The organism is Stenotrophomonas sp. 2201_Sma, from assembly GCF_056486685.1.
The window spans coordinates 2,855,468-2,868,148 of the sequence record NZ_CM151329.1; the positions used below are offsets into that span (position 1 = coordinate 2,855,468).

The 12,681-nt window shown below is 67.4% G+C and carries 14 protein-coding genes; 12 read left to right on the plus strand and 2 right to left on the minus strand.

Annotation, left to right across the window (positions count from 1 at the left end; translation table 11 throughout):
* The first annotated feature begins 41 nt into the window (after nt 1-41).
* The 12 genes from asnS to ACZLIF_RS13335 all read left to right on the plus strand — a co-directional run bounded on the left by asnS (nt 42) and on the right by ACZLIF_RS13335 (nt 10,598).
* The gene (asnS, locus tag ACZLIF_RS13280) at nt 42-1,436 is read left to right on the plus strand and encodes an asparagine--tRNA ligase (RefSeq protein ID WP_053515447.1); all 1,395 of its coding nucleotides are present in this window, start codon (nt 42-44) and stop codon (nt 1,434-1,436) included.
* A gap of 32 nt (nt 1,437-1,468) precedes the next feature.
* Nucleotides 1,469-1,768 carry a hypothetical protein gene (locus ACZLIF_RS13285; protein ID WP_053515445.1) on the plus strand — a complete coding sequence of 100 codons (300 nt, stop codon included), beginning with the start codon at nt 1,469-1,471 and terminating at the stop codon, nt 1,766-1,768.
* Between the two features lie 7 nt (nt 1,769-1,775).
* A complete protein-coding gene (locus tag ACZLIF_RS13290) occupies nt 1,776-2,090 on the plus strand; it encodes a hypothetical protein (RefSeq protein ID WP_053515443.1) in 315 nt (104 codons plus the stop codon).
* Nucleotides 2,091-2,100: 10 nt separating this feature from the next.
* Nucleotides 2,101-2,739, plus strand: coding sequence for an FMN-binding negative transcriptional regulator (locus tag ACZLIF_RS13295; RefSeq protein WP_128987772.1), 639 nt, complete (start codon nt 2,101-2,103; stop codon nt 2,737-2,739).
* Between the two features lie 70 nt (nt 2,740-2,809).
* Complete coding sequence (gene can / locus ACZLIF_RS13300) at nt 2,810-3,472, plus strand: carbonate dehydratase (RefSeq protein WP_065176047.1); 663 nt, start codon at nt 2,810-2,812, stop codon at nt 3,470-3,472.
* A gap of 19 nt (nt 3,473-3,491) precedes the next feature.
* Entirely contained in the window at nt 3,492-4,013 is a 522-nt protein-coding gene (locus ACZLIF_RS13305; RefSeq protein WP_128987771.1) for a 3-hydroxyanthranilate 3,4-dioxygenase, read from the plus strand.
* 216 nt (nt 4,014-4,229) lie between these two features.
* Nucleotides 4,230-5,504 (plus strand): kynureninase, encoded by a 1,275-nt coding sequence (kynU, locus tag ACZLIF_RS13310; protein ID WP_128987770.1) that lies wholly within the window; start codon nt 4,230-4,232, stop codon nt 5,502-5,504.
* A gap of 31 nt (nt 5,505-5,535) precedes the next feature.
* On the plus strand, nt 5,536-6,903 hold the full coding sequence (locus ACZLIF_RS13315) for an FAD-dependent oxidoreductase (RefSeq protein WP_128987769.1): 1,368 nt from the start codon (nt 5,536-5,538) through the stop codon (nt 6,901-6,903).
* Nucleotides 6,903-8,342 (plus strand): exodeoxyribonuclease I, encoded by a 1,440-nt coding sequence (gene sbcB, locus ACZLIF_RS13320; RefSeq protein ID WP_128987768.1) that lies wholly within the window; start codon nt 6,903-6,905, stop codon nt 8,340-8,342. The genes ACZLIF_RS13315 and sbcB overlap by 1 nt, the downstream gene beginning before the upstream one ends.
* Nucleotides 8,339-9,025: a DUF2461 domain-containing protein gene (locus ACZLIF_RS13325; protein WP_053515430.1), complete on the plus strand. Its 687-nt coding sequence runs from the start codon at nt 8,339-8,341 to the stop codon at nt 9,023-9,025. The genes sbcB and ACZLIF_RS13325 overlap by 4 nt, the downstream gene beginning before the upstream one ends.
* Nucleotides 9,025-10,005 (plus strand): aldo/keto reductase, encoded by a 981-nt coding sequence (locus ACZLIF_RS13330; RefSeq protein WP_053515428.1) that lies wholly within the window; start codon nt 9,025-9,027, stop codon nt 10,003-10,005. The genes ACZLIF_RS13325 and ACZLIF_RS13330 overlap by 1 nt, the downstream gene beginning before the upstream one ends.
* A gap of 41 nt (nt 10,006-10,046) precedes the next feature.
* Nucleotides 10,047-10,598: a DUF2939 domain-containing protein gene (locus ACZLIF_RS13335; RefSeq protein ID WP_128987767.1), complete on the plus strand. Its 552-nt coding sequence runs from the start codon at nt 10,047-10,049 to the stop codon at nt 10,596-10,598.
* A 75-nt stretch (nt 10,599-10,673) separates the two neighbouring features.
* On the opposite strand, the gene ACZLIF_RS13340 is transcribed toward ACZLIF_RS13335, so the two are convergent.
* Entirely contained in the window at nt 10,674-11,618 is a 945-nt protein-coding gene (locus ACZLIF_RS13340) for a 5'-nucleotidase (RefSeq protein ID WP_053515425.1), read from the minus strand.
* Between the two features lie 47 nt (nt 11,619-11,665).
* Nucleotides 11,666-12,439 carry an NAD kinase gene (locus ACZLIF_RS13345; RefSeq protein WP_128987766.1) on the minus strand — a complete coding sequence of 258 codons (774 nt, stop codon included), beginning with the start codon at nt 12,437-12,439 and terminating at the stop codon, nt 11,666-11,668.
* Nucleotides 12,440-12,681: the final 242 nt, after the last annotated feature.

Genomic DNA, 12,681 nt, shown 5'->3' on the forward strand with positions numbered 1-12,681 from the left:
CCGTGTTCACAGATCGAGTCGATCAGCAGAGGATTCAAGTCATGACGGTGGTCAGCGTTGAACATGCGCTTGCCGGGAAGATCCCGGAAGGCGGCGAAGTCACGGTACGCGGATGGGTGCGCACGGTGCGCGGTTCAGCGAATCTGGCCTTCGTGAATGTGACCGACGGCTCCTGCTTCGCCCCGATCCAGGTCGTAGCCAACGACACCCTGGTCAACTTCGACGAGATCAAGCGCCTCACCACCGGCTGCTCGCTGGTGGCCACCGGCATCCTGGTGAAATCGCAGGGCAAGGGCCAGTCGTTCGAGATCCAGGCCAGTGCGGTCGAGGTGGTCGGCTGGGTCGAAGACCCGCTCACCTACCCGATCCAGCCCAAGCCGATGACGCCGGAGTTCCTGCGTGAAGTGGCGCACCTGCGCCCGCGCACCAACCTGTTCGGCGCGGTCACCCGCATCCGCAACTGCCTGGCCCAGGCCGTGCACCGCTTCTTCCACGAGAACGGCTTCAACTGGATCAGCACCCCGATCATCACCACCTCCGACGCCGAAGGCGCCGGCCAGATGTTCCGCGTGTCCACGCTGGACATGGTGAACCTGCCGCGCGATGAGAAGGGCGCGATCGATTTCAGCCGCGACTTCTTCGGCAAGGAGACGTTCCTGACCGTGTCCGGCCAGCTGAACGTCGAGGCCTACTGCCTGGCCCTGAGCAAGGTGTATACCTTCGGCCCGACCTTCCGCGCCGAGAACAGCCACACCACCCGCCATCTGGCGGAGTTCTGGATGATCGAGCCGGAGATCGCCTTCGCCGACCTGGCCGAAGATGCGCGCCTGGCCGAGGAGTTCCTCAAGTACCTGTTCCGCGCGGTGCTGAACGAGCGCAGCGATGATCTGGCCTTCATCGCCGAACGCGTGGACAAGAACGCGATCACCAAGCTGGAAGACTTCATCAACGCGCCGTTCGAGCGCATCGACTACACCGATGCAGTCAGCCTGCTGCAGAAGTCGGGCCGGAAGTTCGACTTCCCGGTCGAATGGGGCCTGGACCTGCAGACCGAACACGAGCGCTGGCTGACCGAGGAACACGTCGGCCGCCCGGTGGTGGTGACCAACTACCCCGAGCACATCAAGGCGTTCTACATGCGCCTGAACGACGACGGCCGGACCGTCGCCGCGATGGACGTGCTGGCGCCGGGCATCGGCGAGATCATCGGTGGCAGCCAGCGCGAAGAGCGCCTGGACGTGCTGGACGCGCGCATGGCCCAGTTCGGCCTGGACCGTGAGCATTACAGCTGGTACCGCGATTTCCGTCGCTACGGCTCGGTGCCGCACGCCGGCTTCGGCCTGGGCTTCGAGCGCCTGGTGGTGTACGTCTGCGGCCTGTCCAACATCCGCGATGCGATTCCTTACCCGCGCGCTCCCGGCAGCGCGGACTTCTAAGCCCCACCACCGACCACGGAGGTACTGCCCCCATGACCCTGTTCTTCGCCCTCTGCTTTGTCGGCGTCGCAGTGGCCGGGTTCAGTGCCTTCGTGATCTTCTGGCCGCTGACCCTGGTGCACGTGCGTGACCGCCATCCGGCGCTGGCACAGCGCTTCGGCAGCGGCGCCTTCCTCAAGCCCGATGCCCTGGCCTGGCTGCTGCGCCGCGACTACCGGCAGCAGCCGGATCGCTCGCTGTCCGGTTTGGCGACGCCGGCCTGGGTTTCGCTGCTGACCCTGCTGGCCGGACTGGGCATGGCCGCCCTGCTCTGGCTGGCTTCGCTCTGGTAACGCCTACATGAACGATCTCTCCGCCCCGCACGACAGCTGGTGGCTGGCCAGCCTCGGCAACACCCTGATCTGGGCCCGCCTGCGCGTGCGCCCGGCCGGCACGGCCGAAGTGCTCGACAGTGATGGCAACACCCTCAGCTACGACAGCGAGGACACTGCCCGCGCGCAGCTGTTCGACGCCGATTTCGTCGAATTCGACGGCCTGGACGAAGAAGATGCGCTGGTGCGCGGCTTCAGCCTGCATGAGGTGCAGCCACCGCACGCCGACAGCGACGAGGGCCTGCGTGGGCGCATGGTGCAATCGCTGGGCGGGCGCGCCTGAGCCCAGGCCGATGTTCACTCCGCGCGCCTTCGCCGAGACCGATCTGATCTGGCTGGACCGCCTGCTGGCGCGCGATCCGTTCGTCACCGTGCTCACCACCGGTGACGACGGCCTGCCCGAGCTGACCCGCGTGCCGGTGCTGTACCGGCGTGATGGCCAGCGCATCGAACTGCGCGGCCACTGGGCGCGGGCCAACCCGCAGTCGCGTCGCCAAGGCACCGCCAAGGTGCTGGTCGATGGCCCCCATGGCTACGTCTCGGCCAGCTGGTATCCGGACAAGGAACCGGCGGCACGCGTTCCGACCTGGAACTATGCCGCTGCCGAGCTGCGCGGACAGCTGCAGCCGTTCGACGGCACCGATGCGCTGGCCCAGCTGGTCGGCGACATCAGCGACCGCTTTGAAGCCAGCGTCGGCCAGCAGTGGCGGTTCGAGGCTGATCGTCCCGAGCACGGCCCGGAGCTGCGCGCCATCGTCGGGTTCCACTTCCACGTCGAACAGGTACAGCTGAAACTGAAGCTCAGCCAGAACCATCCCGATGCCAACCAGCAGGCGGTGATCGACGCGTTGGATCGCCTGCACGCCCCACCTTCCACCGAACTGGCGCAGTGGATGCGCTGGTTCCGCGATAAGGCCGCCAGCAGCGGCTGAACGCACCGACTCCCGCGACGACGCGGCCGGACAGCCGCGACTTGCCCCCACCGAGGTCAGGGACCCGAACATGAAAGACATCCACAAGCTGCTGCAGAACAACCGCGACTGGGCCGACCGCATCGAGAAGGAAGATCCCGAGTTCTTCCATCAGCTGGCCAAGCAGCAGCACCCGGAATACCTGTGGATCGGCTGCTCCGATTCGCGCGTGCCGGCCAACCAGATCATCGGCATGGCACCGGGCGAAGTGTTCGTGCATCGCAACGTCGCCAACGTGGTCGCCCACACCGACCTGAACTGCCTGAGCGTGGTGCAGTACGCGGTAGACCAGCTGAAGGTGAAGCACATCCTCATCGTGGGCCACTACGGTTGCGGCGGCGTGCATGCCTGCCTGCACAACACCCGCGTCGGCCTGGCGGACAACTGGCTGCGCCACGTCGGCGACGTGATGCAGAAGCACGCGGCGATCATCGATGCGCTGGAGACCGACGAGCTGCGTCATGCCCGCCTGTGCGAGCTGAATGTCATCGAGCAGGTCGCCAACCTGTGCCGCTCGACCATCGTGCAGGACGCCTGGGCACGCGGCCAGAAGCTGATGGTGCATGGCTGGGTCTACAGCCTGAAGGATGGCCGCGTGCGCGAAATGGGCATCGATGTCGGCTCGCCGGACGATCTGCAGCCGGCTTACGAGAAAGCGCTTTCCTATGTCCCCCGCAAGGGCAAGCGCGACTGATCCCCCACGGAGCCCGACCATGCTCGCCTCACCGATCAACCTGCACGCCTGGATCGAAGAACATCGTCACCTGCTGAAACCGCCGGTGGGCAACAAGATGATCGACAACGGCGACTTCATCGTCATGGTGGTCGGCGGGCCGAACTCGCGGACCGATTATCACTACGACGAAGGCCCCGAGTGGTTCTACCAGCTCGAGGGCGAGATGGTGCTGAAGGTCCAGGAGGATGGCGCGGTCCGCGACATCCCGATCCGTGCCGGCGAGATCTTCCTGCTGCCGGCGAAGGTGCCGCACTCGCCGCGCCGGCCACCGGGCGGCGTCGGGCTGGTCGTGGAACGCAGGCGGCTGCCGCACGAGATGGACGGTGTGATCTGGCATTGCGAGCGCTGCAACCACAAGCTGCATGAGGAGTTCTTCGCGCTGCAGAACATCGAAACCGACCTGCCCAAGGTCTTCGCGCGTTACCACGCCAGCCTGGAACTGCGTACCTGCGGCAAATGCGGCCACATCGACCCGTTGCCGGCACCGGCGGCGGACTGATCGATCGCCGGGCATGGCGATTGCCGATGCATCCGCCGGGCATGGCCCGGCGCTACCGGTGCTGCGATTGCTGATGCACCCGCCGGGCATGGCCCGGCATGGCCGATGCGCGTGATCTCCGGGTAGCGCCGGGCCATGCCCGGCGAGCGTACTGCGCGGCATCACGCAGGCCCCAGGCGCTACACTGGCAGCCCCGTTGCAGCCTGTTGCCCGACCATGTCCGACCTGCTGAACCGCACCCATGCCATCGCTCTCGACGCCGCGGATCCGTTGCGGCCGCTGCGCAGTGAATTCCTGATTCCGCGCCACGGCGGCGGCGAGCAGACCTACTTCGTGGGCAACTCGCTGGGACTGCAGCCGCGCGGCGCACAGGCGGCGGTGCAGGAAGTGATGAAGCAATGGGCTGAACTGGCAGTGGAAGGCCACTTCACCGGCCCCACCCAATGGCTGTCCTACCACCGCCTGGTCAGCACGCAGCTGGCGCGGGTGGTCGGTGCGCTGCCCAGCGAAGTGGTGGCGATGAACACGCTGAGCGTGAACCTGCACCTGATGATGGTCAGCTTCTACCGGCCAACCCGGGAACGACTGGTGATCCTGATGGAAGCCGGCGCCTTCCCGACGGACCGTCACGCGGTGGAAGCGCAGATCCGTTTCCATGGCTTCGACCCGGCCGACTGCCTGGTGGAGGTGCAGCCGGACGAAGCCAGCGGCACGATCTCGATGACCGCGATCGAACGCGCGATCGCCACGCATGGCCCTCGCCTGGCTCTGGTGCTGTGGCCAGGCGTGCAGTACCGCACCGGCCAGGCCTTCGACCTCGATGCGATCACCCGCGCCGCACGCCTGCAGGGCGCGCGCATCGGCTTCGACCTGGCGCATTCGGTCGGCAACCTGCCCCTGCGCCTGCACGATGTGGCGCCGGACTTTGCCGTGTGGTGCCATTACAAGTACCTCAACAGCGGCCCGGGGGCCGTCGCCGGGGCGTTCGTGCACGAGCGTCACCACCGTGACAGCACCCTGCCACGCTTCGCCGGCTGGTGGGGCCATGACGAAGCCACCCGCTTCCAGATGTCCCCGCAGTTCACGCCCGCCACCGGCGCCGAAGGCTGGCAGCTGAGCAATCCGCCGATCCTCGGCCTGGCGCCGCTGCGCGCTTCACTGGACCTGTTCGAACGGGCCGGCATGGACGCCCTGCGCAGCAAGTCGCTGGCACTGACCGGCATGCTCGAAGCCCTGGTGCGCGCGCGCCTGGCCAACGTGCTCGACATCGTCACCCCGGCCGAGCCGGACCGGCGCGGCTGCCAGCTCTCGCTGCGGGTGATCGCCGGCCGCGAGCGTGGCCGCGCCCTGTTCGAGCACCTGCGCTCGGTCGGCGTGCTCGGCGACTGGCGCGAGCCGGACGTGATCCGCATCTCCCCCACCCCGCTCTACAACCGCTACCTGGACGTCCACCATTTCGTCGAGGAAGTGGAAGCCTGGGCCGGCCTCTGAGCCGGCACCTCCCCTCCTGCTGGACAGTTCGTTGATCGCACATGCCTCCCGCTCGTTGAGCATCATTGGTGCCGGCCTGGCCGGATCCCTGCTCGCCATCCTGCTGTCGCGGCAGGGCTGGCGGATCACCCTGTACGAACGCCGTGGCGACCCACGCGTGGCCGACTACGAAAGCGGCCGCTCGATCAACCTGGCGCTGGCCGAGCGTGGGCGCAACGCGCTGCGGCAGGCCGGCGTGGAGGACGAGGTGATGGCCCGCGCGGTGATGATGCGTGGACGCATGGTGCATCCGCGCGAAGGCGCCGCGCAGCTGCAGCGCTATGGGCGCGACGACAGCGAAGTGATCTGGTCGATCCATCGCAGGGACCTGAACACCACGCTGCTGACACTGGCCGAGCAGGCAGGTGCCACCGTACATTTCCACCGCAGGCTGCATACCGTCGATTTCGATGCCGGCCATGCGCGCTTCATCGACGATCGCGACGACAGCCCGCACGACATCCACTTCGACAGCCTGATCGGCGCTGACGGCGCCGGCTCGGCGCTGCGCGCGGCGATGAACCGGCGCGCGCCGCTGGGCGAGGACATCGCCTTCCTCGATCACTCCTACAAGGAACTGGAGATTCCACCGGACCGTGATGGCGGCTTCCGCATCGAACGCAACGCATTGCACATCTGGCCACGGGGCCACTTCATGTGCATCGCCCTGCCCAATCACGAAGGCACGTTCACGGTCACCCTGTTCCTGCCCAACCAGGGCGAGCCCAGCTTCGCCACCGTCAATACCGGCGCCCAGGCCGAAGCCCTGTTCGCGCGCGAGTTCGCCGATGCGTTGCCGCTGATCCCCGACCTGCGCACGGACTGGGAGCAGCATCCGCCCGGCCTGCTCGGCACGCTGACGCTGGAGCGCTGGCACCAGCAGGGCCAGGCCGTGCTGATCGGTGATGCCGCGCATGCGATGGTGCCCTTCCACGGGCAGGGCATGAACTGCGCGTTCGAGGACTGCGTGGCACTGGCCCGCCATCTGATGGAAGCCGACGACCTGCAGAGCGCGTTCGCCGCCTTCGAGGAAGAACGCAAGCCGAACGCGCATGCGATCCAGCAGATGGCCCTGGAGAACTACCTGGAGATGCGTGATCGCGTCGCCGACCCGGCCTTCCTGCTGCAGCGCGAGCTGGAGCAGGCGCTTCAGCGTCGCTGGCCGACCCGCTTCGTACCGCACTACACCATGGTCACGTTCCTGCACACGCCCTACGCGGAGGCACTGCGCCGGACCGACATCCAGCGCGACATGCTGGTGGCCGCCACGATCGGCCATACGTCGCTGGAGAACATCGACTGGGCGGCTCTGGAGGCACAGATCCATGCCCGGCTGCCGGTTCTGGAGGGCGCACACTGATGGCTGACAGCTTCCTGTTCTACGACCTGGAAACCTTCGGCCAGGACCCACGGCGAACGCGCATCTCGCAGTTCGCGGCGATCCGCACCGATGCCGATCTGAACGAGATCGACACGCCGGTGAGTTTCTTCGTACGCCCCGCCGACGATCTGCTGCCCTCGCCGATGGCCACCCTGGTCACCGGCATCACGCCGCAGCGGGCACTGGCTGAAGGCATCAGCGAAGCGGAAGCGTTCGACCGCATCAACGAACAGCTGTCGCGCCCGGGTACCTGTGCCCTGGGCTACAACACCCTGCGCTTCGACGACGAATTCATCCGCTACGGTCTGTTCCGCAACTTCCATGACCCCTACGAGCGCGAGTGGCGCAACGGCAACTCGCGCTGGGACCTGCTGGACATGCTGCGGCTGATGCGCGCCCTGCGTCCCGAAGGCATCCACTGGCCACTGCGCGAGGACGGCGCCACGTCGTTCAAGCTCGAGCACCTGGCCGAAGCCAACAATGTGCGCGATGGCGATGCGCACGAGGCGCTGTCGGACGTGCGCGCCACGATCGGCATGGCACGCCTGTTCAAGCAGTCGCAGCCGCGGTTGTGGGACTACGCGCTCAAACTGCGCGACAAGCGTTTCGTCGGCAGCCTGCTGGACGTGGGCGCGCTGAAGCCGGTGCTGCACATTTCCATGCGATACCCGGCCAGCCGGATGTGCGCGGCGCCGGTGCTGCCGCTGGCGATGCACCCGACGATCAACAACCGGGTGATCGTGTTCGATCTGGAAGGTGACATCGACGACCTGCTGCAGCTGCCAGCCGAGACGATCGCCGAGCGGCTCTACCTGCGCGCCAGCGAACTGCCCGAAGGCGTCGCCCGGGTGCCGCTGAAGGAAGTACATCTGAACAAGGTCCCGGCGCTGGTCGCCTGGAACCACCTGCGGCCCGACGATCACGCCCGCCTGGGCCTGGATGTCGCCGCCATCGAAGCCAAGGTCGAGCGGCTGCGTGCATTCGCGCCGCAACTGGCCGAGAAGGCACGGCAGGTGTACAACCAACCACGGGACGCCGTCGTGGCCGACGTCGATGCTTCGCTGTACGACGGCTTCCTCGGCAATGGCGACAAGCCACTGCTGGCCCTGGCGCGGACCACGCCGCCCGCAGAGCTGGCTGCGCTGGAAGGCCGCTTCCGCGATCCGCGCCTGCCCGAACTGCTGTTCCGCTATCGCGCCCGCAACCATCCCGACACCCTGGCACCGGCCGAGCGCCAGCGCTGGCAGGACTACCGCCGCCAGCGCCTGCTCGGTGACGGCCGCCTGGGCGAACTCAACCTGCCCCAGTACCAGCAGCAGCTCGATGCACTGGCCGCCGAGGCGCCGGACGACGATCGCCGCCTGGCCCTGCTGCAATCGCTGCGCGACTGGGGCCAGCATCTGCAGGAGAGCTTGTGAGCACCTATTTCAGCGACGCCAGTTTCAGGTTCCTGCGCAGCCTTGCGCGGCACAATGAAAAGGCCTGGTTCAACGACCATCGCCAGCAGTACGAAGACCATGTACGGCAGCCGTTCCTGCGCCTGCTGGGCGACCTGCAGCCCGCGCTGGCCGAGGTCAGCGCGCATTTCCGTGCCGATACCCGTGGCGTCGGTGGTTCGCTGTTCCGCATCCATCGCGATGCGCGCTTTTCAAACGACAAATCGCCGTACAAGACCTGGCAGGGCGCACGCCTGTTCCATGAACGCCGCCGCGAAGTGGCCGCTCCGTCGTTCTACGTGCATCTGCAGCCGGGCGAGAGCTTCGTCGGTGCCGGCCTGTGGCACCCCGAACCGGACACCCAGCGCCGCGTGCGCCATTTCATCCTGGACAACCCCGGCAGCTGGAAGGCCGCAGCGCATGCACCCGCCCTGCGCCGGCGTTTCGATTTCGAGCAGAGCGAGAAGCTGGTCAGGCCGCCGCGTGGCTTCCCCGCCGATTTCGAGTTCATCGACGATCTCAAGCATCGCAACTGGGTGATGTGGCGCTCGCTGGACGATGAGACGATGACCGGGCCGCGCCTGCTGTCCACGCTCGGCAAGGATCTGGCCGCGCTCGGCCCCTTCGTCGACTATCTGTGCGCGGCACTGGATCTGGAGTTCTGATGCCACTGGCCCGGCAACGCCGCCCGCTCGGCCGCACCGGCCTGTCCGTATCGCCGGTCGGACTGGGCTGTTCGGGCTTCTGGGGCCATCGCCGCTTTGCCGAGCATGCCGCCGCAGCGATCGTCGAGCACGCGCTGGCCCAGGGCGTGAACCTGTTCGACACCGGCCACAACTACTCCGGCTTCCATGCCGAACCGCGCCTGGGCCGCATCCTGCGGCCGCTGCTGGCCCGCTACCCGCGTGAGTCACTGGTCATCTCCAGCAAGGGCGGCACACTGACCGGACAGGCCGGCATCAGTGGCGCAGAACAGCGCGATTTCTCGCCTGCGGCCATCACCGCCAGCTGCGAAGCCTCGCTGCGCAACCTTGGCCTGGATTACCTGGACATCTACCAGCTGCATGGCGCCACCGCGCACGACATCAACGACGATCTGCTCGATGCGCTGCAGCGCCTGCGCGAACGTGGCCTGATCCGCGCCACCGGCATCAACACCCACTCGGCCTCGACGCTGCACTGGATGCTTGCGCATCCACAGGCATTCGACGTGGTCCTGCTGGACTACAACGCGCTGCAGCAGGATCGTGCGCCGCTGATCGACCAGCTGCATGCGGCCGGAATCGGCGTACTGGCAGGCACCGTGCTCGCACAGGGCCACCTGCTGCCCAGCCAGCCTCGCCGGCCGAGATTGGCCGATGCCTGGTACCTGGCGCGCGCGTGGCTCAAGCCCAGCAGCCGCCGTCTGATGCGCAGCGCACGTGCGATGCGCCGGGCCATTGCGGCGATCGACAGCCAGCGTCCGGCCCAGACTGCGTTTGCCTACGTTCTGGGCCACCCCGGCGTGGCCGCCGGCATCCTGGGCACTACCCGCGTCGGCAGTCTGGAGGAGGTGCTGGCCACGCGACCCGAAGCACTGCGCCCCGCCGACCGGCAACGCCTGGTCGCGGCCTATGGCGACGGCAGCGGTTCGCCCAGTCATTGAGTCTTCACCCCGCCCGGCCGCACTTGCGGCAGTCTGGCGGCATGAAGAAGCTCACTGCGATCGTGGTCCTATTGGTGATTGCCCTGGCCGGCGTGTGGTTCGGCGGCCCCTACCTGACCATACAGGGTCTGTCCAAGGCCATCGAACAGCGCGATACCGCCGCACTGGAACGCTACGTCGACTTTCCGCGCGTGCGCGTCAGCCTGCGTGCGCAACTCAGTGATTACCTCGTGCGCCAGGCCGGCCCCGATGTGGCCAGCAGTCCGTTCGGCGCCCTGCTCTACGGCCTGGGCGACCAGCTTGGGGGCGCGGCGGTGGACACCCTGATGACCCCGACCGGCATCGGTGCGATGCTGCAGGGCCATGTGCTGTGGAAGCGTGGGCGCAACGAGCTGCAGGGCGGAAATGCCTTCGCGGCGACCGAACCGGCACGGCCTTTGAAGAACGCCCGCCACCGTTTCGAAGCGTTCGACCGCTTCGTCGTCGACGTTGATCGCGGCCCCGGCCAACCACCGTTGAAGGTCGTGCTGGAACCGCAGGGGCTGCGCTGGAAAGTGGTTGACGTGCAGTTGGGAATGGCCGGCACCCCATGATGCAGAACGCCGGGCGTGGCCCGGCGTTCCTACAGGTGCCGCTGCGCTCGCCGGGCATGGCCCGGCGCTACCGCGTCAACCCTCGTTGGCGACACCGTGCGGCACATGGCCCGCGGCAACGTGTTCGCGGGCACTGTCGATGTTGTGCTGCGAATCATCGAAGAAGATGTCGGCACCGAAGGCCTGCAGGAACGGCCCCTTGTGGCGGCCGCCCAGGAACAGCGCCTCGTCCAGGCGCACGCCCCATTCGCGCAGCGTGCGGATCACCCGCTCGTGCGCGGGCGCAGAACGGGCGGTGACCAGCGCCGTGCGGATCGGCGCACTGTCACCGGCCGGGAACACCTCCTGCAGCGTGTGCAGCGCGGACAGGAAGCCGCGGAACGGGCCTCCGCTGAGCGGTTCGCGCGCACGTTCGCGCTCGTGGCGGCCGAATGCCTCAACCCCCTGTTCGCGCGAGATGCGCTCGCTTTCATCACCGAAGATCACCGCGTCACCGTCAAAGGCAATGCGAAGCTGGCCGGACGGTCGGCCGGTGTCGATCTGGTCCGCGGCGGCCGCAGCGGTCTCGCCGGGTGGCTTGGGCAGGATCGTCGCAGCGGCGATTCCGTGGCGCAGCGCACTGCGGACCGACTCCGGATTGGCCGACAGGAACAGATCGGTGCCGAACGGTTTCACGTAGGGCCAGGTCGGCTCACCGGCGGTGAAGGTGGCACGGATGATGCCCAGGCCGTAGTGCTGGATCGAATTGAAGATGCGCAGGCCGGTATCAGCCGAATTGCGCGACAGCAGGATCACCTCGACGCGCGGGTTCTCCGGGCTGGCGCCCTGGTTCAGCGCCAACAGTTTGCGCACCACCGGGAAGGCCACGCCGGGACCGAGGATGTCGTCCTCGTGCTGGCGCTGGTACTCCGCATAGGCCGCCACGCCATCGGTCTCGAACAGCGCGTGGCTTTCCTCGAGATCGAACAGGGCGCGCGAGGTCACCGCGACGGTCAGCAAACGGGGGGAGTTGTCACCCATCGGTGGGGGTCCTTCTGGCGGTCGACGCGACCGGCAACCTATTGTCCTCAAAAAACGAACTGTTCGCTCAGGATCCGGTCTTCCAGATTGTGTTCCGGGTCGAACAGCAATGTCACCCGGCGGTCGCGCGACTCGCGGATGGTCACCTCGACCACGTCGCGCGTCTCGTGCGAATCGGCGGTCACGCTGACCGGTCGCTTGTAGGGGTCCAGCACGCGGAAGCGCACCTCCGTATCCGCCTTGAGAATGGCACCACGCCAGCGTCGCGGGCGATACGGTGCCAATGGCGTCAGCGCGATGGTGTGCGAGCCCAAGGGCAGCACGGGTCCGTGGGCCGAATAGTTGTAGGCGGTGCTGCCTGCGGGCGTGGCAACCAGCACGCCGTCGCCGATCAGTTCGGCCACCCGCTCCTGCCCATTGAGGTCGATGCCGACGTGCGCAGCCTGGCGGGTCTGCCGCAGCAGGGACACGTCGTTGTACGCCAGCGAACCGGTGCTGGTGCCCGATTCGGTCAGCGCCACCATCTCCAGCGGACGCAGGTTGGCCGGTTCCGCGCGGGCGATGCGTGCATTGACGTCGTCGTCGCCCCGGTACTGGTTCATGAGGAAACCTACGGTGCCCAGCTTCATGCCGAACACCGGTTTTCCCAGGTGGCCGTGACGATGCAGCGTCTGCAGCATGAAGCCATCACCGCCCAGCGGGCAGAGCACGTCGGCCTGCTCGGGGGCATGGTCGCCAAAGCGCGCGACCATGGCCGCGCGGGCCATCTGCGCAGCTTCGGTGGTGCTTGCCAGGAAAGCGATGCGGGGGGTGTCGCTCATCGGTGGATCCGGGGGGAAGGCGTGAGGGAGAGCATAACCGAGCACCGCTACGCTCGCCGGGCATGGCCCGGCGCTACCCGGCTCCGCGCTCCCGGTAGCGCCGCACCATGCCCGGCGAAGTTCCGCGTTCCGGTAGCGCCGGGCCATGCCCGGCGAATCGCCAGTGGCCAGAAACAGAACGGCCCCGCTTTCGCGGGGCCGCTCCGTTTCACGCAGGCCGGGCGTGGCCCGGCACTACATCA